The following is a 22,708-nucleotide window of genomic DNA, read 5'->3' as shown; positions in this document are numbered from 1 at the left end:
CATCGGTGCATCGGTGCATCGGTGCACCGATGGGTCGATCACAGACGAATATTCATCGGATCACTCAGGGCGTCAACACCCGCGAAGGGGCGAGATGTTGCCGGATGCGGTCGATGTGTCCGATCTTTCGGACACATCGGTTCACAGCGTCAGTGCCATGTCGAGCAGCTCAGCCAGCTCGTCCTCCACACTGCGGGCGAGCCGGTCGAGGTCGGGCACGGCCTTGCCGTCGGCCACCAGACCCACGTGCACCTGCCCGTCGTACGTCGTCAGGGCGACGGCCAGCGACTGACCGCGCGCCAGCGGCGCCATCGGATAGATCGAGAGCAGTGGGCAGCCGCCCAGCGAGAGGGCCGAGCGGGGCAGCGGCACGCTGGTCACCAGGACGTCGAAGAGCATCCGGGCTGCGCCGCCCGCCAGCGGGGCACCGAACCGGTGTGCCAGCGGCGGCAGTTGATCGGCGAGTACGGCGACGGCCCCGGCTCCGCGCATCGGTCCCGCCGCCTTGTTGCGGTTCATGGCGATCCGGACGGCATCGAGCCGCGAACGAGGGTCGGGATCGGAGACGGGCAGGTCGACCAGGTAGGCGGAGAGCCGGTTGCCGGACCCGGCCGGACTGCCGGGCCTGCGACGCGACACCGGCACCAGCGCCCGGGGGTCGGCCGTGGGCAGCAGGTCTCCGCGCTCCCGCGTCCACCTCCGCAGCGCCCCGGCGACGATGGCGAGCAGGACATCGTTGGCCGTACCGCCCACGGCCTTGCGCACACGCCGCACATCATCGAGGTCGAGAGCGACGGTGCCGAGCCTGCGGGTACCACTGGACCCTGCCGCGAGGGCGGGCATGCCCCGGGAGTCGAGGCGGCTGGCCCGCACGACGGACGCCCCGACACCCACGGCGTTCCCGAGGTCGTCGATACGGTCCCGGGCGAAGCCGATGAGCTGACCCGGCACGCTGCGCCACGACGAGGCCGGCACCGGCCCCGACCGGCGCGCCCGCATCCCCCGCGCGCCGGCGATCTCGTCGAAGATGCCGGCGCCGATGGCGACCGCGCGCATCCCGTCGGCGAGGGCGTGATGGAGTTTCACGAGCACCGCGAAGGGGCCGCCGGGCTCGCCGGTGAGGAGGTACATCTCCCACGGCGGGAGTCCGCGCGCGAGCGGGCGCTCCATGAGCTCCCCGGCGATACCGGTGGCCGCGGCGGTGAAGTCGCCCGCCGGGAGGCGGACATGGCGGACGTGGCGCGTCACGTCGAAGTCCTGGGCCACCCACCAGGCGGCCCCGCCGACGGGAAGCAGGACGTCGCGCACATGCATCCGCAGCCGGGGGATCGCCGCCGCGCGGGTGGCGAGCAGGTCGAGGACCTCGCCGTGACTCCTGTCCCCTTCGGCGGAGCCGAAGAAGGCGAGGGCGCCGAGGTGCATGGGGTGGGCGGCGGATTCGAGGTGCCAGAACGCCAGGTCGAGGGGGGCGAGAAGCTCGCTGCTCACGGTGTCCTCATGTCCTAGATAGCCAGGGAGTGCGAAGTCAATCGCCTTCGGTCGGTTACGGTCAAGTACGATCAGTTCACGGACAGTTAACATCGGATTCTCGTTCTCCGCCCGCTCTGTCCGGGACGGTGAACTCGCACCACACGCACTTGCCACTGCCGCGTGACTCCACTCCCCATGCATCGGCCAGCCGGTCCACCAGCAGAAGCCCCCGTCCGGAGACTCCTGACTCCCCCGCGTCCCGCCGCCGGGGCAGCGCGCTGGAACGATCCTCCACCTCCACCCGCAGCCGCCGCTGCGGGCCGGAGAGGACCCGCACGGTGACGATCGCACCTCCGTCGGTGTGCATCAGCGCATTGGTGATCATCTCGTCCGCGGCGAGTTCGATCTCGTCGGCGCGCTCACGCGCCCCCCAGGCGCGCACCGTGGCCCGGACCATGTGCCGGGCCGAACGCAGTGCCTCCGCGTCGTTCTGGGCGACGTGCTGACGCATCCGGCCGCCCGTCCGCGGAGCGAACGCGCCCTTCCGTCGCAGCAGCAGCAGCGCCACGTCGTCGCCACCGCCCCGCTCCTCCACCACCTCGCACAGATGATCCGCCAGCAGCTGGAGATCACGGGGGCCCGCGTGGACCAGGGCCGTGAGGAGCTGCAGTCCGTCGTCGAGGTCGGCACCCGGCATCTCGACCAGGCCGTCGGTGTAGAGGATGAGCGTCTGCCCGGGGTCCAGCTCCACAGTGTTGACCGGGTATTCGAGCCGGCCGAACTCCGCCGACAGTCCCAGCGGCAGTCCGCCCTCCACCGGGACCCTGCGGCAGTTGCCGTCCGCGTCCCTGATCAGGGGGTCCATGTGTCCGGCGCGCACCACCTGGACCACCCCGGTCGTCAGGTCGACCTCGGCGTACATGCAGGTCGCGAACCGGTCGGTGTCCAGCTCGTGCAGGAAGACGGAGGCGCGTGCCATCACGGTGGCGGGGGTGTGGCCCTCGGCCGCGTACGCCCGCAGCACGATGCGCAGCTGACCCATCACCGCCGCGGCGTCCGTGTCGTGGCCCTGCACGTCGCCGATGACCGCCCCGACCCGGCCGCCCGGCAGGGTGATCACGTCGTACCAGTCGCCTCCGACGTCCCGGCCCATCCGGGCCGAGCGGTAGCGGACGGCGATCCCGGCCCCGGGGACCTGCGGGATCTTGCGCGGCAGCATGGCCTGCTGAAGACCCTTCGCCAGGTCGTGCTCCTGGTCGTAGAGGACGGCGCGCTGGAGGCTCTGCGCGATGCTGCTGCCGAGGGCGACCAGCACGTTGCGCTCCTCCGCGCTGAAGCCGGACTTGTCGCGGTAGAGCAGTCCGAGCGCTCCGATGGGCTGCGCCTGGGCGATCAGCGGCAGATAGGCGGCGGACTCGATGCCGAGACCCTCGATGTTCGGCCACAGCACCGGATAGGAGGTGGCGAAGTCCTCCTTGGACTCGATGAAGCGCGGGGCCAGGGTGCGCACGACCTCACTCATCGGGTACTGCTCGTCCACCCGGGTGTAGCGGGTCCCGGGCACGAACGAGCCCTCAGGACCCTCCGCGACCAGATGGATGCGCCCGCCCGACTCCAGCAGTCCCATCACCAGGCTGGTCGCGCCGAAGTGCTCGAGACCGTGCGAGTCCTTGAGCACGTCGATGACGTCCTGCACGGTCCTGGCATGGGCGAGTGCCGCGGTGGTGCTCTCCACCACGCTGGTCTGCCGGCGGCGCTCGATGTCGACCGCGATCCGCGCGGAGGAGTCGGCCAGCTCCTCGGTGGCGTCGCGGACGATGCCGATGATGCGCACGGGCCGGCCCCTGCCGTCACGGCGGACACGTCCCTGGGTGTGGGTCCAGCGCAGACTGCCGTCGCGGCGGCGGATACGGAAGTACGCGCCGTAGTGGTCGCTGCCGGTCTTCAGCGCCTGCGCGACCATGGCGTCGAGCCGTGCGGCTTCCTCGCGCGGCACGCGGAAGGCAAGGCTCTCCGGCCGGCCGTCGTACTCCTCGGGACGGACGTCGAACACCTTGAGAGCGGGCTCGTCCATGTGCATCAGCCCGCTGGCCAGATCCCAGTCCCAGAGCCCCATGCGGTTGAGAACCAAGCTCAGATCGGGGTCGGCAGGCCAGTCGTCGGGAAGCGACAGGGCCCCCGCTGCCCGGTCAACCATGGAGCCACTCTGCCATCATTCGTCCGATTCTTCGACCGGTTCGGACGGCCCGCTCAGCCCGCGAAGGTGTCCGGCTCGGACGGCTCGTCGGAGGGGATGAGCAGGTTCGGATCGGAGGGGTCGACGTCCTCCTCGGAGGGCATGTCGGGATCGGCCGGTGGCAGTTCCTCGCTCGGCGGATCGGCCGGCGGGGCCACGTCCTGGCCGGACGGGGACTCGGCCGGACCGGACGGATCGCCGGGGGCGGCGGGCTCGCTCGGGGTGCTCGGCGAGGCGGGGGCGTCGGGCTGGGGCGGCATGGCCGGCGGGTAGGTGAAGATGTCGTCCGGGGCGACGGGCGGGAGCACCTCGGGAATTCTGTCCTGCTCACCGTCGCTCCCGGTCTTCCGCTCGATCCAGGTGCTGTCGAGGATGTTGACGATGATCAGGCTGCTGACGGCCTGGGCGGTGGGCTTGATGACGACGACCCGGTCCGGCCGGAACCCCGTCCACTGCCTGCCCTGGTGAATCACGGCCCCCTTGACGGCGACCGGCGCCTTCAGCGGGTTGCCGCCGACGCAGCGGACCCGGGGCGCCCCGTACTCGTCGACCAGTACGGGGGTGCCCGCCTGGAGCAGGGACTGCCGGGCAACGGCGGACCCGTCCTCGAAGCCGTGGCCGGTCACCCGGGTGTCGGCGCGCAGGACGACCGGGGTCAGGCTGCGCAGGTGGGCGGGCACCTTCGCCTCGGAGACCCCGGCGGCCTTGGCGAAGGCGCGCTGCTTCGCCGCGTCCTTGCCGAGGAAGGTGATCTGCTGCTCGATGTCGCAGCTGCCGATGGTCTCGGTGCCGCCGTAGAGACCGGGCGTGCTGCCCGACAGGGTGCGCAGGCTCTGCCCGCGGGCGGGTTCGCTGCTCGTGGCGGCCGACGGGGCGGGCGGATCGGGCGCGGGCGAGGAGAGGGAGCGGGCGGTCGACGCCGTGAAGGGATCCGGCCCCGGAACGGTCGCCGACTGGAGGAGCACCCTTTCCTCGGTGTCCGTCGCCGCACTGCTGTCGCCGCCGCAGCCGGCGGTCAGGAGTCCGAGTGTGAGCGCGACGGCCAGAGCCATGGCCGTGGAGTACCGACGACGAACGGGACGCACGTACCTCTCCCACCTTTTCTCCCGATGCATTTCTCAAGTTCTGCCGGACCGCCGCCACCTCCGCTACTTGAACGCGTTCAAGTACGGGCCTACGCTCGACCTCGGGAAGGTGTACCTGCTCGGCCTCGGGGAGGGGTGCGCGATGTCCGCGCTGGTCAACGTGATCTTGACGCCCGCAGGACCGGCTCCCGGGCCCCGGGAACGGCCGCCGGCCCCGTGCGCGCGGCTCGCACCCATTCGGCCGACCTCATCGTCGGAGGACGTATGAACAGCGTCCACCGCACCGGCGCCCTCAGCTACCCGGAGACCGGGGCCACCCGCCTCGGGCCGATGCCCGACGACTACCGCCATCTGCATCGCACGGTCCGGATCGGCCGCGGCCGGGCGGTGTTCGCGGCGGCGGGCGAGGCCCTGGCCACCTGGCGTGCGCACCGGGCTTCGGGGGTGCGGCTGCGCACGACGGCCCGGCGGGCCGAGCCCGGCGCGCGGGTCGAGGTCTCCGCGGGCTTCGGCCCCCTGCGGATCACCGCCCCGTGCGAGGTGGTGTGGACGGTGCACGAGCGGGACCGGACCGGTTTCGGCTACGGAACCCTGCGGGGGCACCCCGTCCGCGGCGAGGAGTCGTTCGTCGTCGATCTGCGGGACGACGGCTCGGTCTGGTTCACCGTGATGGCCTTCAGCCGCCCGGCGGTGTGGTGGTCCCGGCTCGGCGGGCCTCTCGTGCCGCTGATGCAGACGGCGTACGCGCACCGGCTCGGTCGCACCGTGCGCCGGCTCGCGGAGACCGATACTGGAGGTGATGGAGTGGTTCGTCGACAGTGACTACTGGCTGAGCCGGCTGGTGTTCCAGCGGGCTCTGGCCGGCGTGTACCTGGTCGCGTTCCTGACCGCGGCCCTTCAGTTCCGGGCCCTGATCGGCGAACGGGGCATGCTGCCGGTGCCGGCCTTCGTCCGCCGGGTGACGTGGCGGCAGGCGCCGAGCCTCTTCCAATTGCACTACTCCGACCGCTTCTTCGCCCTCGTCGCCTGGAGCGGCTGTCTGCTGTCCGCGGCGCTGGTGGCTGGAGCGGCGGATCACCTCCCCCTCCGGGCGGCGATGGCCTGGTGGGCGGTGCTGTGGCTGCTGTATCTGTCGATCGTCAATGTGGGGCAGACCTGGTACGGCTTCGGCTGGGAGTCCCTGCTGCTGGAGACCGGGTTCCTGGCCGTCTTCCTCGGCAACGAACGCACCGCACCGCCCGTCCTCGTGCTGTTCCTGCTGCGCTGGGTGCTGTTCCGGGTGGAGTTCGGGGCGGGTCTGATCAAGATCCGCGGGGACGAGTGCTGGCGCAAGCTGACCTGCCTGGACTACCACCACGAGACCCAGCCGATGCCCGGCCCGCTGAGCTGGTTCTTCCACCATCTGCCACGCCCGGCCCACCGCGTCGAGGTGGCCGCCAACCATGTCACGCAACTCGTCGTGCCGTTCCTGCTGTTCACGCCCCAGCCGGTGGCCGGTGCGGCGGCCGCGCTGATCGTGGTGACGCAGCTGTGGCTGGTGCTCTCCGGCAATTTCGCCTGGCTCAACTGGATCACGATCGTGCTCGCGCTCTCGGCCCTCGACGGCTCACTGATCGCCGGGGCTCCCGCACTGCCCGCTTCCCCGCTCTGGTACGAGATCGTGGTCATCGCGGTCACGGTGCTCGTCCTGGTGCTCAGCTACCGCCCGGCCCGCAATCTGCTCTCCCGGCGGCAGCAGATGAACCGCTCCTACGACTCGCTCCATCTGGTCAACGCCTACGGCGCGTTCGGGACGGTCGGGCGGATCCGCCACGAAGTGGTGATCGAGGGCACCGAGGAGAGCGTTCTCCATGAGGGCACCGTGTGGCGGGAGTACGGGTTCCGCGGCAAGCCCGGTGACGTCCGCGCGATGCCGCGTCAGTTCGCCCCCTACCATCTGCGGCTCGACTGGATGATGTGGTTCGCCGCGCTCTCCCCCGCCTACGCGGGGCCCTGGTTCGGGACGTTCATGGAGCGGCTGCTGGAGGGCGACCGGGACACGCTGAAGCTGCTGCGCCACAATCCGTTCCCCGACGCCCCGCCCGCGTATGTCCGCGCCAGGGTGTACCACTACCGGTACACGACCTGGCGCGAACTGCGGGCCACCGGTGCCTGGTGGCACCGGAGCCATGTGCGCGAGTTCCTCAGGCCGACCAGGCTACTTTGAACACCCAGACATGCCGGCCCGCCCGGCGGGCCGCGGCCGGCACGTCGACGACGAACTTGTCCCCCGTGGTACGCCAGTTCAGCGGACGGTCGTGGCCGAGCATCGTCACGCGGTCGCCCTGGCGTACCGGTACCGGCGCCTCGACGGTGAGGGTGCTGCCGGGTGCGGCGAGCGAGTGGATGTAGAAGGCCTCGTCCGGCCGGACGGTGAAGCGCAGATCCTCTCCGAGTTGCGGCATCCGCGCCCAGTACGTGCTGCCGTATATTGCCTCGCCGTTGACCTTCAGCCACGCGCCCGTCTCACGCAGCCGGCGCTCCATGATCTCGGGGATGGTGCCGTCGGCCCGCGGTCCGATGTCGAGCAGGAAGTTGCCGTTCTTGGAGACGATGTCGACGAGTGAGTGCACCACCTCCTCGGTCGTCATGTACCGGTCGTCGGGGGTCTGCGCGTTGTAGCCGTAGCTGAACGGGTCGAGTCCCCGGCTCGACTCCCACTTGTCGGTGACGATCGAGTCGTACGTCGTGTACTCGGGCGTCGTGAAGTCGTGCGGCCCGATGCCGGAGCGGTTGTTGACGGTGACCTCGATCGGGCGGGCCCGGTTCTTCGCGTGGTTGAAGTACTCCGCGAGCACCCGGTGGCTGTCGTTCGCCCCGCCGATGTCGCACCACAGGACCTCGGGGTCGTAACCGTCGATCAGCTCCAGCATCTGCGGCGCCTGAAGATCCTGGATGTAGTCGCCACGGCGGTGGCCGGTGTACGGCACGGGCTCCAGCGTGTAGGGGTTCCGCGGTGCGTGTCCCGACCAGGGGTTGTCGGGGTTGAACCACTCGGGCATGGAGAAGTACAGGCCGCGGTGCAGTTCGGGCGCGTAGCGGCGGGAGGCGTCGAAGAGCGCTCTGATCAGATCCCGGCGCGGGCCCATCTTCACCGAGTTGCGGTCGCTGACCTTGGTGTCCCAGAGCGCGAAGCCCTCGTGGTGCTTGGAGGTCAGGACGTGGTACTGCGCCCCGGCGTCGCGGAACAGCTCCACCCAGGAGCGCGGGTCGAACCGCTCGGCCCGGAACCGCGGGATGAAGTCGTCGTAGGCGAAGGACTCCCCGTACATCTGGCGGTGATGGGCGTACGTCGGGTTGTTCGGGTCCTGCATCTGGCTCCAGTACCACTCGGCGTACTGCTTGCCGACCGGCGCCCACGCGGGGACCGAGTAGAGACCCCAGTGGATGAAGATCCCGAACTTCGCGTCCTGGAACCAGTACGGGGCCTGATGGGTGTTCAGCGAGGCGTCGGTGGGTTCGTAGTCGGGGACGCCGAGCGTCAGAGTGCGCCGCGCGGCGGCGGCCTGCTGACCCCGGCCGCGGGCGAGGACGGAGCCGTCCTGCCGGGTGCCCGGCGGGGTACCGGGCCGGCGGCGGATGCCGACGCGGACTCTCGCCTGCTCCCCCGGGGCGAGCCGCCCGACCGTGGCGGGGGCGACCGTGCGGGCGCCGGGCACGTCGACGGAGATGGTGAGCCGGTCGGAGGGGAGGATGCCGACGGTGCCGGCGTTGATGACCGTGGCCTCGACGCTCTGCGCGCCGGCGCCGAGCAGCGAAGTCGTCGAGCGCGCTTCGCGCAGTGCCAACGCCCTTCCCGTGGCCGCCGGCTGGAGGGTGAGGGCGAAGATGTGGAGGGAACTCCGGTCCGCCTCGGCCGGGTTGGTGACCGGCAGGGTCAGCGCCACGGCCTCCTTCGTCGCGTCCATGGTGAGTTCGGCGGTGGCGATGACGACCGGGTGCGGGTCCTTGGCACCGGTCGGGGTGTAGCGGTAAGCGGCGGTGATCGCACCGCTGCCGGAGTACCAGTCCGGGCCGCCGAGTGCCACGGGCCGGCTGGAGCCGTCCGCGTAGTGGACGGTCGCCGTGCCGGAGGCCGCGCCGTAGCTGCTCGCGACGAGAAGGAGCCCCGAGAGGTAGCGGCCGGGCGGGAGGTCCACGCGCTGGCCGAGCGCGACGATGTTGTTCTTGGCTCCCGCGCCGGCCATGGGGAAGAGATAGGGGATGCCGTCGATCTCCCGCTTCCCCGCGGGGAGTTCCTCGCCGGGGAAGGTGTAGCCGGAGCCGTCGAAGTTGCCGCCGCGGGCGTCCGCGGTGTCGATGCCGTCGTTGTCGAACCAGCGGTCCAGCGGTACGGGCACGGCGGCCGGGACCGTGCCCCAGTCACCGCCTGCCGTGCCGCGTGGTGTCGTGTGCGGGCTCGCATCGGCCGTGGCCGGGGTGATGAGGGCGGCGCCGACTGCCGCCCCCGCCGTCATTCCGAGTACGTGGCGCCTGGGAAGTTCGGTCATGAGGTCCGATGATTGAAGGCTGTCGGGAACCTGTCAATACGTTTCACAGCGCGGAGCGCGGACATTCTCGTCGACCCATCGGATGAATCGCCGCGCGAGGATCACAGCCGGCCGACGTGGCACCCGAATACATGTGCGCTTCACGGAGGGAAGCCCTAGTGTCCCTGTGATCAAGGGGGGATCTTGTGCAGGTGACGTGGGGAAGACGGATGTCCGCGGTGGCGGCGGGTGTCCTGGCGGCGGCGTTGGCCGGCTGCGTACCGGGGAGCGGGACCGCGGCCCCGACCAAGGCCGCCGAGGCGACGGCGTACGCGAGCGAGGCGCGACTGCCGGAGAAGCTGGCCCCGGACGGCACGACGATCACCGTGGGGGACCCGGCCGCGCGGACGACGGTGCGCGTGTACGAGGATCCCCGGTGCCCGGTGGTCGAGGAGTTCGAGCTCAGGGGCGGCGCCTCGGTGCTCCGCGCGAAGACCATCAGCCGCCAGGTGAAGACGGAGTACACGTTCGCCTCGTTCCGCGACGAAAGCCTGGGCGGCGACGGCTCGAAGAGGGCGGTGAACGCCTTGCGGGCAGCCCTGGACGCGGGCCGCTTCACCGAGTACCACGCCCTGCTGATCCGGAACCGGACCAGCGCCGAGCTGTCCGGCGGGTTCACCACGGGCCGGCTGCTCGAGCTGGCGGCCAAGGTGCCCGGTCTGCGCGGCAAGGAGTTCGACCACGCTGTCACGACGATGAAGTACCGGAGCTTCGTCACGGCCTCACAGGCGGCCTACGACGCCGCGGACGGCCCGGAATCCTTCGGGCCGGGCACCCCGACCGTCGTGATCAACGACAAGCGGATCCCGGAGGCCGCCAACGGTCTCCTCTTCGACAAGTCACTGTTCGACGGCATGCTCACGGGGATCCACCAGTATCCCGAGAAGTGGAAGCCGGTCGCCTAGGGCCGATCAAGCCGACCCCGTTTCGGGGTCGGCATCCAAGATCGCGGGACCGAAGTCAACTGCCCACCGCACAAGCCGTGTCGGGGGCGTCGCGCGCCGACGGGACGGCGGGGGCCCGGGCCGGGACGTGCTCGTCCGGGAGGGGATACCGGTGACGCCGCGGGACGCGCGGCGCCTTGACCGTTCGTGCCCCCTGCCGTCGGCAGGGGGCACGGGGCGAAGCGATCCGCTCAGTCGATGCCGGGCAGGATGTGCGGCTCTGCCAGGTCGTCCTCGTAACCGGCCAGCCGGATCGGGGCCGAGCGGGCCCAGACTTCCAGGCTTCCGAGGTCGTCGGGACGACGTGACCGCTCGCCGCTGAGATCCAGCGGTCGCTTCTCGTGTTTCTTCACATCAGGTGTCACCGCGCACTCCTCTGTGTCGCGTAACTGGGACAAGGGCAGTTCGGTCGCGGTGGCGCCGGTCTTCGGGCGGGACCGCAGCCTGGTTGCAGGCTTGTCCCAGGACGGCCAAGGGGCTTTCGTGAACCTCTTGGTGGCGTCCGTTCGCCTCAGAGTAACCAAATGAGCAGAGGACCGCTCTATGGGGCCGTAAAATCAACGCAAATCCGGCCAACGATCTCTGCCTGTCCGGGGCTTCGGGGATCGCGGGCGGACCACCCCGCGACGATCACGGGGCCGCCCCGACTCCGGCGCGGCAGCGGGGACCGGGGGCTCCTCGGCAGCGGTCCGGCGGGCGGCAGGAGACCTGGTCGACGAGGTGGTGGGGCGGGTGCCAAGGAGGCCCCCGGCGGGACACCCGGATGGAGTAGCGGGTGTGGTGGCCGGCCGCGGGCGAGAGGGGGCCGGGGCAGGGTCGCTGAGCAGGTCGACGGAGACCGGAGCCCGGCGCCGCGGTCTCCCGCGAGGACCTCCGCCGGGACCGCGCCGGGTACGCGGAAGACGGCGCACGGAAGTCCCGTACGCCGTCCACCAGGGATGAAGGCTTACCAGTTCGCCGGAGCGTAGTCCTTCAGGAAGCAGCCGAAGAGGTCCTCGCCGGACTCTCCGCGCACGATCGGGTCGTAGACGCGGGCGGCACCGTCGATCAGGTCGAGCGGGGCGTGGAAGCCCTCGTCCGCGAGACGCATCTTGTCGGGGTGCGGACGCTCGTCGGTGATCCAGCCGGTGTCGACGGCGGTCATCAGGATGCCGTCGCTCTCGAACATCTCCTGGGCGCTGGTGCGGGTGAGCATGTTCAGCGCGGCCTTGGCCATGTTGGTGTGCGGGTGGCCCGCACCCTTGTATCCGCGGCTGAAGACCCCTTCCATCGCGGAGACGTTCACCACGTAGGTGCGCTTCGCGGCGGAAGCCGCCATCGCCGGGCGCAGCCTGCTGATGAGGATGAACGGGGCCGTGGAGTTGCAGAGCTGGACCTCGAGCAGCTCCACCGGGTCGACCTCGGACACCGTCTGGATCCAGCTGTTGGTGTGGTGCAGATCCGGGACCAGACCGCCCGCGTCGATCGCGTTGCCGGCCGCGATCCGCGCCGGGGACGCGGAGCCGCTGACGAGGGCGAGCCCGGTGACGTCCTGGGCGGTGAGGCCCTCGCCCGCGGCGGAGGGCAGCGCGGCCACCGTTTCCACCGCGCCGCTGCCGAAGGTGCCGATGACCTCGGCGGGCGGCAGCTCACCGGCGGGCAGCGGCGCGGACTCGGCGCTGACGAGTTCGCTGTATGCCTGCGGGGAGCGGCGTACCGTCTGGGCCGCGTTGTTGATCAGGATGTCCAGGGGGCCCTGGGCGGAGACGGAGTCGGCGAGCGCGACGACCTGCGCCGGGTCACGCAGGTCGATACCGACGATCTTGAGGCGGTGGATCCACTCGTCGCTGTCCGGCATCGCCTTGAAGCGGCGGATCGCGTCGTTCGGGAAGCGGGTGGTGATCGTCGTGTGGGCACCGTCACGGAGCAGCCGCAGCGCGATGTACATACCGATCTTGGCGCGTCCGCCGGTGAGGAGCGCCCGCTTGCCGGTGAGGTCGGTCCGCGCATCGCGGCGGGCCCGGTTCTCGGCCGCGCAGCCCTGGCAGAGCTGGTGGTAGAAGGCGTCGACCTCGACGTAGCGGGTCTTGCAGATGTAGCAGGACCGGGGGCGCTGGAGTATGCCGGCGATCTCGCCCGTGGCCGACGACGACGGCAGGAGACCCTCGGTCTCGTCGTCGATCCGCTCGGCGGAGCCGGTGGCGGTGGCCTCGGTGACCGACTTGTCGTGCGCGGTCTTGGCGGCGCGCCGCTCCTGCCGGCGGCGCTGCTTCACCGTCCGGTAGATACCGGCGGTGGCCCGGCGGACCGCGATGGCGTCGGGGTGGTCGACGTCCAGCTTGTCGAGCTCGTCGAGCACGCTCAGGCAGACGGCCATCCGCTCCGGGTCGATGCCCGGGCCGAACACCTGACTGTCCTCTGTCACCGTCATGGCCTTTGCCGTTCCTCGGTCGCTCGCGCGCTGTGGGGGTTTCAAAAGCGCAACTTTACTGAGCAAATGGGTGACGACAAAATCCCGTGACCGGGGCCTTCGAGCCCGACCGTGCGGCGCAGGTCTCCCCTGCCCACCCGGCTCTGCCCGCCGCTCCCGCCCGCCGTCGGTCTCCCCCGGCCCGGCTGATCCGGGGAGACCGACGGCGCGGAGGGGGACGACTACGCGAAGAGGCCGGTGAGCCAGGTGCGCCAGGCCTCCTCGTTCTTCTGCGCGTCCGCTCCGGCGGCGAAGTCGTGGACGCTGACGCCGACAGGGGCGCCGAAGTGGTTGCGACCGAAGACTCGGTACATGGCGTCGTCCGTGCGCAGGCCCACGAAGTAGCGGTTGCGGTAGTCCAGGACGGCGTCGACCGGGCCGGTGCCGGGCAGTTCGACCCGTACGGTCGCGCCCTCGGCCGCGTCGTCCGCCAGCCCGAGTCCCCGGCTCACGACGTCGAGGCCGCCCGGCTCGTTCGAGGTGTCGGGGGCATCCACGCTCATGAACACGGCCGCCTTGCCGGTGTAGTGCAGCAGGTACTGCCGCAGGGTGTGCAGATAGAAGTCGGTGTGCTTGTCGGCACCGTCGTACTGGTTGTCCCAGTCCTCGACCAGGATGCCGCTGTGGACGTAACGCACCCAGGAACCGCCGCCCTCGCGGGGCTCGATGACGTGATCGAGCTGGTTGAAGGTCTGCTGGGTGATGCCTTCCACGTCCTCGGTGCGGCCGGTCAGCCGGTGGGGAGGATCCCAGGCGGTGACGGTGCCGCCGTAGGGAGCGGCGCCTCCCTCGCGGGGTTCGTACTCCATCGGCCAGAGCCAGCCGGCCGTCCCGGTGGTGATCGCCTCCCAGACCTGCTGGGGCTCGGCGTCGACCTCGAACTCCCGGACGATCTCGAATTCCTTGGACATGACGTCTCCTTGTGTCGTGCTGGGTGTCGTGCTGGTTCAGTGCGTCGATGAGGGGATGGGGATGGACGGTCAGGCGCGCCGCGACGCCCCGGCGAGGTGGTGGTCGTGCGCAGCGGGTGGCCTTGTCATGACGGCTCCCCGGGCAGCGCGGCGGGGGCCCCGGTGTCCGGGCCCTCGACTGCGTCCGGGATCTTCACGGTCGGGTGGAGCGCCACGACAAGGCGGTGATCGCGGCCGCCGGGGGCGTCCTCGGCGTGGTACCGGGCGATCAGCGCGCTCACGCCCTGGGTGAGCTCCTCGACGAACGCGGCGCGGTCGGCGGCGGAGGCGAACCGCACCTCGGCGTCGAGCGCATAGGTCGCGAGCCGCTTGCGCGCCTTGGCCGCGCCGGTGATCAGGCTGCCGACATCGCGCACGAGGCGCGCGGCGACCGCGAGCATCCAGCGCGCGGAGAGCTGGTCGCGGAACCCTGCCGGATCCGGCTGCACCGCGGCCAGAGCCAGCGGAGAGATGACGTACGAGGCCGCCGTGGCCCGCATCAGCCGCTCCGTGACGTTGCCCTTGCGTCGTTCACCGGCAAGCTCGACCAGTCCGTGCCGCTCCAGTGCCTTGAGGTGGTAGTTCACCTTCTGGCGGGGCAGGCCGACCCGGCCGGCGAGCATGGCCGCCGAGGCGGGGCCCGCGGCGAGCTCGGCCAGGAGCCGGGAGCGCACGGGGTCCAGCGAGACGGCGGCTGCCGCGGAGTCCTCGATCACTGTGACGTCCAACATGGCTCCACGGTCTCACCGAAAACTTTTCTTGTCCAGCACCCTTTTGTTGTCGGTGACAGGTCGCGGCGGGCCGACAGCGGCAGACCCCTGGGGCCTGGGCAGGTACAGGACAAGAGACCCTTGTCGGTCGTACGGAAAGGCGTGAGGGCACGGGATGGCTGCCCGTCCACGGCATCCCGGCGTCCCGGCGGGACCACGGCATCGACGGCATCGACGGCATCGGGAACGACGGGGTGCCCCCGATGGCGGCCGGGATCGAGCGGTGCCGCGAGCCCGCGTTCGACGCGGCGGAGCCCGATCTGCCCGACACCTGTCTCGACGACCCGGCCTCCCGCTGACGGCCGGTCACCAGCTCGCGTACAAAAGGATGATCGCGCGCTCACGCGCGACCGCAGCCTGCCCGTCGGGTCGACAACGATATCCGTGAGGGCCGGCAACGCCGGGTTCACCGTCGACGGCGCCCTGCCCGTCGATGAGTTCCGTCACGGCGCGCGGCAGCCAGGGGTCCGCTCGATAGGCACGGAGCTCGGCTCCGGTGTGTGGCGTCCGCCGTGCGGAACGACAGCGATGAGCGTCCTCGGAACTCCTCAGGACGCGGCCAGCACCGCCTGGACGGTCTTGCCGCCGCCCGGTCCGCCCCGTACCGCGAAGTGCCGGGAGAGCTCGCGCACCATGACGATGCCGCGCCCGCTCTCGTCGCTCTCCAGGGGCGAGCACACTCTCGGGTGTATCGGACTGGCGTCCTCGACCTCGACGGTGACCAGGCCCGGGTCGACGTGCAGCCGGAGCCGGCAGCCGCTGCGGCCGTGCCGGGTGGCGTTGGTGACCAGTTCGGACACGATCAGGGTGGCGTCCTCGATCTGGTCCCCCGTCACCGGCTCGCCGCAACGGCGGCTCAGGAAGACCGTCGTCAGATGGCGCGCCCAGCGGGCGGATGTCTCCGCCTGCGGCAGTTGATACGTCGCACGAGCGGCGCGCCGACGGGTGCGCCCTTGCGTACGCATCCTCATCACTCCGTTCCGGTCGGTGACACCCTCAAAGCCGAACGGGGCTGCCGTGCTCCGCGGATGCGCGACGGCGTGCCCCTACCTCCAAGTGGTGCCCGGACAGGGTGATCCGCAATCGGGGTTCATGTCACAGCGCGTTCACAGGACGGCTCACAGGACCCTCTGGCCCTTGCCGAGCGCGATGACGCCGTTCTTGGAGACCGTGTAGAGCTCCTGATCCCGCTCCGGGTTGACGCCGATGGTCGCACCGGGTGGCACGTCGACGTTCTTGTCCAGGATCGAACCACGGACGACAGCGCCCCTGCCTATCCGGACGTTGTCGTGCAGCACCGAACCCTGCACCACCGCGCCCTCACCGACCATCACACCGGGAGAGAGGACGGACCGGGTGACCTGCCCGCGGACCACACAGCCGGGGCTGACGATCGACTCGCTCGCGATGCCGGCGCCGATGAAGCGGGCCGGCGGCAGCTGGCCCGGGTGCGTGTAGATGGGCCAGCGGCGGTTGTAGAGGTCGAAGGCCGGCCGGTCGGGTATCAGATCCATGTGGGCGTCGTAGTACGAGTCGAGGGTGCCCACGTCGCGCCAGTAGCCGTGTTCCCGTGGCGACTCCCCCGGCACATGGTTCTCGTTGAAGTCGTAGACCTGCGCCATGCCCTGCTCGGTGAGCATCGGCAGGATCGAACCGCCCATGTCGTGGACGGAGTTGTCGTCCTCGGCGTCCCGGTACAGCGCGTCGACGAGGACCTTGGTGGTGAAGAGGTAGTTGCCCATGGAGGCGAAGACCCGCTCGGGGTCGCCGGGCAGTCCGGGCGGGTCCGCGGGCTTCTCGAGGAACCGCTCCACTCTCGCGCCGTCGGACGCAGGCGTGATGATGCCGAAGGAGGACGCCTCGGCGCGCGGGACCCTGATCCCGGCGACGGTGACCCCCGCGCCTCCCTCGATGTGCTGCTTGAGCATCTGCCGCGGGTCCATCCGGTACACATGGTCGGCGCCGAACACGGCGATGTAGTCGGGCTGTTCGTCATTGACCAGGTTGAGCGACTGGAGGATCGCGTCCGCGCTGCCGAGGTACCACCGCCGGCCGAGCCGCTGTTGGGCCGGGACCGGTGTCACGTAGTTGCCGAGGAGGCTCGACATCCGCCACGTCGTGGTGACATGCCGGTCCAGCGAGTGCGACTTGTACTGCGTCAGCACGCAGATGCGCAGAATGTCCCCGTTGACGAGACTGGAGAGGACGAAGTCGACGAGGCGGTACATCCCGCCGAACGTCACCGCCGGTTTCGCACGGTCGGCGGTGAGCGGCATCAGCCGCTTGCCCTCCCCGCCGGCCAGAACGATCCCGAGCACCGAAGGTCCACCGCGCATCGTGCCCCCTCACACCTGCTGTGTGTGTCGCACTGCCGTCCCTGTCACACCTGCTTGAGCAGGTCCTCGTACAGCTCGTACGTCCGCCGGGCCACCTGGTCCCAGCCGAACTCGCGGACCGCGCGCTGCCGTCCGGCAGCGCCCATCCTGGCGGCCTCCGCCGGATCGTCGAGTACCCGGTTCACCGCCTGTGTAAGACCGGATTCGAAATCCTCCGGGTGACGCGCCTCGTAGGGCACGAGCAGACCGGTGCGTCCGTCGTCCACGACCTCGGGGATGCCGCCGACCGAGGAGGCGACGACGGGAGTGCCGCACGCCATGGCCTCCAGGTTGACGATGCCGAGCGGTTCGTACACCGAGGGGCAGACGAACACGGCCGCATGGCTGAGGAGTTGGATGACCTGCGGCCGTGGCAGCATCTCGGGGATCCAGTGCACGCCGTCGCGCACCCGCTCCAGTTCGTCCACCAGTTCGCGGAACTCGGCGCCGATCTCGGGGGTGTCCGGCGCTCCGGCACACAGCACCAGCTGGGCATCGGGGTCGAACGAGCGGGCCGCGCGCAGCAGATGCGGCACCCCCTTCTGACGGGTGATGCGGCCGACGAACAGGACGAAGGGCCGGTCCGGGTCGAGACCGATCCGCCTCAGCGCGGCCGTCTCGTGATCGGGCCGGTAGAGCCGGGTGTCGATGCCGTTGTGGATCACGTGCACGCGGTCGGCGTCGAGGGCGGGATAGCAGGCGAGGATGTCGTCCCGCATGCCGCGGGACACCGCGACGACCGCGTCGGCCGACTCGATCGCCGTGCGCTCGGCCCAGCTGGAGAGGGCGTAACCGCCACCGAGCTGCTCCGCCTTCCAGGGCCGCAGCGGCTCCAGGGAATGCGCCGTCATCACATGCGGCACGCTGTGGAGGAGCTTGGCGAGATGACCCGCCAGATTGGCGTACCAGGTGTGGGAGTGGACCAGTTCACGTCCGCCGAGCTCGGCGGCCATGGCGATGTCGACGGCGAAGGTGCGCAGTGCGTCGTTCGCCCCGTCGAGCCGGGACGGCGCTCGGTGCCGCAGCACCCCTTCCGCCTCGCCCTCGCCCCAGCAGTGGACCTCCAGGTCGGCGAGCGTTCTCAACTCCCGGGCGAGGAACTCCACATGGACACCGGCGCCCCCGTACACGTCCGGGGGGTACTCGCGTGTGAGCAGTCCGACCTTCACCCCTTGATGGTCACCCACGCGCGGCGTACGGGGAAGACCGCGGTCAGGATCACCGCGCCGTCCGGCGGGGCGGTCGGTCGAAGACGCAGTCGCCGCACAGTCCGCCGCCGGGCACGCGGTAGTAGAGACAGCATGTGCTGCGGCGCATGGCCGGGCCGCGGACCGTGCCCTTCAGATCGGGGTGGCTCAGCAGTTCGGCGGCGAGGGCGGCGGCCCGTTCGGCCACAGCGGTCCCACCGCCGCGGCGGGCCCGGTCGGCGAGCACGCGCACGGCTCCGGCGAGCGCCGAGCCGGCGTTTCCCCACAGCAGCTGCCGGGAGACGGTCGTGTCCCGGCACAGCGCGTCGGCGAGGGGGACGAGATGCCCGTACTGGACCGTCTCACGCAGGGTGACCGCGGTTGCGGACAGTGAACCGGAGCCGGTGAGCCACAGATCGTCCGGTGCGCCGTGTTCGGGCGCCCAGTGCAGCCGCTCGGCATCGAGATCGGGGATCTCGCCGTACAGGGCGGCGGACCCGAGGGCGATGGACCACAGCCGGGCGGCGAGTCCCAAGTGCGCGACTGAGGCCGCCACGCGCCGCTCGGTGGTGCCGAGGCGGGCCGCGACGGTGTCGATCCTGGTGACGAGGGGAGCGGTCTCGCCGGCGTACAACCGGGCCAGGGGCGCGCCTCCCCCGCCGGAGGGATCCGTGCGCAGCGCGAAGAAGCCGCCGACCGCGTCCAGCTCCGTCAGGTCCATCCCCAGCTCACCGCCCTGTTCTCGAGTATTTCTCGACCGCCGCGCAACACCGGTCACCGTAACGTCGGGCGTACACCGGTCCACCCCCGCTGACCTGCCCGACCGCCGCACGGGGGACTTTTGGCCTAGGCTCGTACTACGTCGGCAGTACGTCCAAATGCCTGCTCAAGGACGACGACGCGAACGCGGAACAGGGAGATCGTGGTCTCTATGAGTTCCCTTGTGCCGGCAGTGCTGCTGTCACTGGTCTCCGCGGTCGCCTATGCGGCCGGGGCGATCGTGCAGGAGCATGTCGCGGCATCCACCTCCGCCCGGCCCTACGCCCCGCTCCACCACGCGGGGTGGTGGTTCGCCGTGGCGCTGAACTCGCTGGGTGCGGTGCTCCACGTCGTCGCGCTGGCGTACGGGCCGCTGAGCCTGGTGCAGCCGCTCGGCGCGCTCACGATCGTCTTCGCCCTGCCGATGGCCGCCCTGTTCGTCCGGCGTGGGGTGGGCGCCACCGCGTGGAGGGGCGCGCTGATGGCGACGGCCGGTCTCGCAGGTCTGCTGGCGCTGACCGACACGGCGGACACGCACTCGTTGGGCATGGGCCAGCGTGGGGTGCTCGCGGCGGCGACGTTCGGCGGGGTGGCTCTCCTCTTCCTCGTCGCCCAGACCATTCACCGGCCGGTCCTGCGCAGTGTGCTGCTCGCGGCGTCGGCGGGTGTGGCCTTCGGTATCGCGTCGGTGTTCACCAAGACGGTGGCGGTGGACTGGGACTGGTCGGCGCCGCTCGCCCAGTGGAGCAGTCTGCTGGTGACGGGGGTGCTCGCGATCGGTGGTCTGCTGCTGTCGCAGGCGTCGTACCGGGGCGCGGGTCTGGCCGCACCGCTCGCCACGGTGACCGTGGTCAACCCGGTCATCGCGGCGGCCGTCGGCATCACGATGTTCGGCGAATCGTTCCGGGGCGGCATCCCGGGCACCCTGCTCGCGCTCGGCTTCGGCGCCCTGGCGGCCGGCGGTCTGATCCTGCTGACGACGGAACGTCTCGCCGCCGCCGGGAGGAAGGACGCGGACGGTTCCCCAGCGGCGGGAGACGCGGACGGGCGCGGGCCCCGGGACGACCGGCGCGCGCCCGGCGACGACCGGTCGTCACAGACCCCCGGGACGCCGGGAAGGGCGCCCGAGCAGCGGACCCCGGTCTCAGACCGAGACGCCGCCCGCCCTGAGGTAGGCGAGGGGATCGATGTCGGATCCGTACCCCGGACCCGTACGGATCTCGAAGTGGAGATGCGGTCCTGAGCTGTTGCCGGTCGACCCCGAGCGGCCGATGCGCTGGCCGCTCGTGACCTGCTGGCCGGAGCGCACGGTGAGCGCCGACAGATGCGCGTACTGGCTGTACTTGCCGTCCGTGTGACGGATGACGACCTGGTAGCCGTACGCACCGGCCCAGCCGGCCGAGATGACCCGGCCGGAGGCGACGGACTTCACGGACGTCCCGGTCGGGACGGGGAAGTCGACGCCCGTGTGGTAGCCGCTGGACCAGGAGGAGCCGGCTTTGCGGTACGGCGTGCCGGTGGAGGCGTCGACCGGGGCGCTGAAGCCGGACCTCTGCACGGGCTTCTTGACGTGTGCGGGCTTGGCCGCCTGCTGCTTGGGCACCTGTTGCTTCGGGGCCTGCTGCTTGGGCGGCTGCTGCCTGGGGGCCGGGCGGGGCTTGGCCGCGGGCCTGCGCTCGGGTGCCTCCGCGGACGGAACGGGTCCCGTGCGGCTCTTGGGCGCCTCGATGCGCAGGATCAGCTTCTGACCGGGGTGGATGAGGTCGGGGTCGGGCCCCACGACCGTACGGTTCTGTGCGTACAGGCCCTGCCAGCCGCCGCGTACGTCTTCGGCGTCGGCGATCCGTGAGAGCGAGTCGCCGCGGGCCACGGTGTAGCCCTCCCGATGCGTGGGCACCGTCGTCGGCGTCGCCTTCGGGGGCGCCGACCGACGCTGGGCCGCGGGTCTGTCCCGGCGGTCGCTCTGCTTGCCCTTCGCGTCGGTCTTCGCCGCTAATCGGCGGTCCGGCGCGATGTCGGGAGCGTCCCCGCCGCGGGTGAGACCGGCGCGCGCGGAGCAGACCGGCCACGCTCTCGGGCCCTGCCCCTCGAGGACCTTCTCGGCGACGGCTATCTGCTGGTCCTTGCTGGCGAGGTCGGCGCGCGGGGCGTACTGCCTGCCGCCGTAGGCCTCCCAGGTGGACTGGGTGAACTGGAGTCCGCCGTAGTAGCCGTTGCCGGTGTTGATGCGCCAGTTGTTGGTGGACTCGCAGGCGGCCACCTTCTCCCAGACGTCCACCGAGGCCGCATGGGTCGTACCGGCACCGATGAGCGGCAGGGCCATGCCGGCTCCGCCCGCGGTGACGGTGAGTGAGGCGCGGTTGATGCGGCTCGGCTGATATCGGCGGTGCCGACCGGTTGCGGCCATCTCGAGACTCCCCCACTGACATGTAGGTCACGTCGCAAGCGGTCAACTTAGGTGCTGTGCACCGACCGTGACAAGGATTCAGCCCAGGCGTACCGGGGCGGCGGGGGCGGGAGGGCGCCGGTGCGGTCGATCAGCCGGGGGCGCCCTCGGTCGCGGCCGGGGCGGGTGACCAGCGACGGCCGGCGCCGACCCGTTCGGCGCCTGCCGGATCGCCGGCCCCGGCAGCCGGCGGACGACTGCCGCCCCGGGCGAGGAAGTCGGCGAGCGGCAGGGTCGCGGCGCCGACGGTGACCGCGTCGGGGCCGAGCCGGCCGAGTTCGATGGTGGTGCGCGCGGCGGCATGGTCGAGGGCGTACTCACCCGCGTACCGGCGCACTTCGGGGAGCAGATGGGGTCCGATCAGCAGTCCGGCCCAGCCGCCGAGGAGGATGCGCTCGGGACGGAAGAGGTTGATCAGGTCCGCGACCGCGGCACCCAGGTACTCGGCGGTGTCGTCGAGCAGGGAGAGTGCGACCGGGTCCGGATCGGGGCCGTGGGGCCCGGGGAAGGCGGCGGCCAGCAGAGTGGCGAGCGCGGTCTCGTCGTCGGCGGCGGCCGGGAGGGGGCCGCCCGCCTCCTGCCAGCGTTCGCGCAGCGCTTCCGCGCCGGCGTACGCCTCCAGGCAGCCGAGGGATCCGCAGCGGCAGCGCCTGCCCCGGATCCGGACCGTGGTGTGACCCCATTCGAGGGCGCTGTTGCTGGCGGACTCCTCGCGCGTGGCGGCGTGGACGACGCAGGCGCCGACGCCGGACCCGATGAGGGCGACGGCCGCTTCCCGGGCGCCACGTCCGCCGCCGAACCACATCTCCGCCTGGCCCAGGGTCTTGGCCCCGTTGTCGATGAACAGCGGTACTTCCCGGGGCAGTTCGATGGCCTCGCGGAGCAGTTTCTCGAAGGGGACGGCGGTCCAGCCGATGGTCTGGCCGTGCACGATCGCGCCGTCCTGTGCGTCCTGCTCGATGATGCCGGGCACGCCGATGCCGATGCCGAGCAGACCGGCCGCGTCCACGCCGGCGTCCCGCAGGACGTCGGCGACGCCGATGCTCACATGGGAGACGACGCGGTCGACGTCGTAGCCGTGCTGGGCCAGCAGCCGTTCCGTGCGGGCGAGCTCGGTGAGGGACAGGTCGAAGAGTTCGACCCGTACGCGCGTCTCGCCGATGTCGATGCCGATGAGCAGACCGCCGGACGGGGTGACACGCAGCAGGGTGCGCGGCCGGCCGCCGTCGGAGTCGACGACACCGGCCTCTTCGAGCACTCCCTCGGCGACCAGCTCGGCCACCACATTGCTGATAGAGCCTGAACTCAGGCCGGTGGCCGGTCCGAGCTCCTGGCGGCTCAACGGGCCGTCGAAATACAACCGTTGCAGAACCCTGGCCCGGTTGCCGCGCCGCAGGTCACGCACTGTCCGTCTGTTGCGCTCCGCCATGGTGCTCCTTCCCTCGTCGCAACATACCCCGGTCGCAGAC

At 71.0% G+C, this 22,708-nt stretch carries 18 protein-coding genes; 4 read left to right on the top strand and 14 right to left on the bottom strand.

Features of this window, described 5'->3' with window-relative positions; translation table 11 throughout:
• Window positions 1–141 precede the first annotated feature (141 nt).
• From ACFWU3_RS04450 to ACFWU3_RS04440, 3 genes are all read right to left on the bottom strand, one after another.
• A complete protein-coding gene (locus tag ACFWU3_RS04450) occupies window positions 142–1,488 on the bottom strand; it encodes a wax ester/triacylglycerol synthase family O-acyltransferase (protein ID WP_384430925.1) in 1,347 nt (448 codons plus the stop codon).
• A gap of 76 nt (window positions 1,489–1,564) precedes the next feature.
• Window positions 1,565–3,667, bottom strand: coding sequence for a SpoIIE family protein phosphatase (locus tag ACFWU3_RS04445; protein WP_384430922.1), 2,103 nt, complete (start codon window positions 3,665–3,667; stop codon window positions 1,565–1,567).
• A gap of 53 nt (window positions 3,668–3,720) precedes the next feature.
• Window positions 3,721–4,758, bottom strand: coding sequence for a DUF6777 domain-containing protein (locus tag ACFWU3_RS04440; RefSeq protein ID WP_384430919.1), 1,038 nt, complete (start codon window positions 4,756–4,758; stop codon window positions 3,721–3,723).
• Window positions 4,759–5,055: 297 nt separating this feature from the next.
• On the opposite strand from ACFWU3_RS04440, the gene ACFWU3_RS04435 reads away from it, so the two are divergent.
• Entirely contained in the window at window positions 5,056–5,613 is a 558-nt protein-coding gene (locus tag ACFWU3_RS04435) for a DUF1990 family protein (RefSeq protein WP_384430917.1), read from the top strand.
• Entirely contained in the window at window positions 5,591–6,997 is a 1,407-nt protein-coding gene (locus ACFWU3_RS04430; RefSeq protein ID WP_384430914.1) for a lipase maturation factor family protein, read from the top strand. Before ACFWU3_RS04435 ends, ACFWU3_RS04430 begins: the two co-directional genes overlap by 23 nt.
• On the opposite strand, the gene ACFWU3_RS04425 is transcribed toward ACFWU3_RS04430, so the two are convergent.
• The gene (locus ACFWU3_RS04425) at window positions 6,975–9,320 is read right to left on the bottom strand and encodes an alpha-L-fucosidase (protein WP_384430911.1); all 2,346 of its coding nucleotides are present in this window, start codon (window positions 9,318–9,320) and stop codon (window positions 6,975–6,977) included. The two genes, ACFWU3_RS04430 and ACFWU3_RS04425, sit on opposite strands and share 23 nt — an antisense overlap.
• Window positions 9,321–9,511: 191 nt before the next feature.
• Here ACFWU3_RS04425 and ACFWU3_RS04420 point away from each other — a divergent pair, with 191 nt between their 5' ends.
• Complete coding sequence (locus ACFWU3_RS04420) at window positions 9,512–10,264, top strand: DsbA family protein (RefSeq protein ID WP_384430908.1); 753 nt, start codon at window positions 9,512–9,514, stop codon at window positions 10,262–10,264.
• Window positions 10,265–10,494: 230 nt separating this feature from the next.
• Here the strand turns inward: ACFWU3_RS04420 and ACFWU3_RS04415 are convergent, their stop codons facing one another.
• The 8 genes from ACFWU3_RS04415 to ACFWU3_RS04380 form a co-directional block, all read right to left on the bottom strand.
• The gene (locus ACFWU3_RS04415) at window positions 10,495–10,668 is read right to left on the bottom strand and encodes a hypothetical protein (protein WP_384430905.1); all 174 of its coding nucleotides are present in this window, start codon (window positions 10,666–10,668) and stop codon (window positions 10,495–10,497) included.
• Window positions 10,669–11,249: 581 nt separating this feature from the next.
• Window positions 11,250–12,713 carry an SDR family NAD(P)-dependent oxidoreductase gene (locus tag ACFWU3_RS04410; protein ID WP_384430902.1) on the bottom strand — a complete coding sequence of 488 codons (1,464 nt, stop codon included), beginning with the start codon at window positions 12,711–12,713 and terminating at the stop codon, window positions 11,250–11,252.
• Between the two features lie 221 nt (window positions 12,714–12,934).
• The gene (locus ACFWU3_RS04405; RefSeq protein WP_384430899.1) at window positions 12,935–13,663 is read right to left on the bottom strand and encodes an SRPBCC domain-containing protein; all 729 of its coding nucleotides are present in this window, start codon (window positions 13,661–13,663) and stop codon (window positions 12,935–12,937) included.
• A 125-nt stretch (window positions 13,664–13,788) separates the two neighbouring features.
• Window positions 13,789–14,433 carry an ArsR/SmtB family transcription factor gene (locus ACFWU3_RS04400; protein ID WP_384430896.1) on the bottom strand — a complete coding sequence of 215 codons (645 nt, stop codon included), beginning with the start codon at window positions 14,431–14,433 and terminating at the stop codon, window positions 13,789–13,791.
• A 587-nt stretch (window positions 14,434–15,020) separates the two neighbouring features.
• Window positions 15,021–15,437 carry an ATP-binding protein gene (locus tag ACFWU3_RS04395; protein ID WP_384430892.1) on the bottom strand — a complete coding sequence of 139 codons (417 nt, stop codon included), beginning with the start codon at window positions 15,435–15,437 and terminating at the stop codon, window positions 15,021–15,023.
• A gap of 153 nt (window positions 15,438–15,590) precedes the next feature.
• A complete protein-coding gene (gene glgC / locus ACFWU3_RS04390) occupies window positions 15,591–16,808 on the bottom strand; it encodes a glucose-1-phosphate adenylyltransferase (protein ID WP_384430889.1) in 1,218 nt (405 codons plus the stop codon).
• A gap of 44 nt (window positions 16,809–16,852) precedes the next feature.
• Window positions 16,853–18,016 (bottom strand): glycogen synthase, encoded by a 1,164-nt coding sequence (glgA, locus tag ACFWU3_RS04385; protein ID WP_384430886.1) that lies wholly within the window; start codon window positions 18,014–18,016, stop codon window positions 16,853–16,855.
• A 49-nt stretch (window positions 18,017–18,065) separates the two neighbouring features.
• A complete protein-coding gene (locus tag ACFWU3_RS04380) occupies window positions 18,066–18,755 on the bottom strand; it encodes a (2Fe-2S)-binding protein (protein WP_384430883.1) in 690 nt (229 codons plus the stop codon).
• 210 nt (window positions 18,756–18,965) lie between these two features.
• Between ACFWU3_RS04380 and ACFWU3_RS04375 the strand changes: the two genes are divergently transcribed.
• Window positions 18,966–20,036: a DMT family transporter gene (locus tag ACFWU3_RS04375; protein WP_384430880.1), complete on the top strand. Its 1,071-nt coding sequence runs from the start codon at window positions 18,966–18,968 to the stop codon at window positions 20,034–20,036.
• On the opposite strand, the gene ACFWU3_RS04370 is transcribed toward ACFWU3_RS04375, so the two are convergent.
• Window positions 19,938–21,200, bottom strand: a complete 1,263-nt coding sequence (locus ACFWU3_RS04370) for a transglycosylase family protein (RefSeq protein ID WP_384430877.1) — start codon at window positions 21,198–21,200, stop codon at window positions 19,938–19,940. The two genes, ACFWU3_RS04375 and ACFWU3_RS04370, sit on opposite strands and share 99 nt — an antisense overlap.
• 130 nt (window positions 21,201–21,330) lie before the next feature.
• On the bottom strand, window positions 21,331–22,668 hold the full coding sequence (locus ACFWU3_RS04365; RefSeq protein ID WP_384430874.1) for an ROK family protein: 1,338 nt from the start codon (window positions 22,666–22,668) through the stop codon (window positions 21,331–21,333).
• Window positions 22,669–22,708 lie beyond the last annotated feature (40 nt).

The organism is Streptomyces sp. NPDC058685 (genome assembly GCF_042714725.1).
GTDB lineage: Bacteria > Actinomycetota > Actinomycetes > Streptomycetales > Streptomycetaceae > Streptomyces.
The sequence above is the reverse complement of the archived record's forward strand: the minus strand, read 5'-3'. Positions and strand labels throughout refer to the sequence as shown.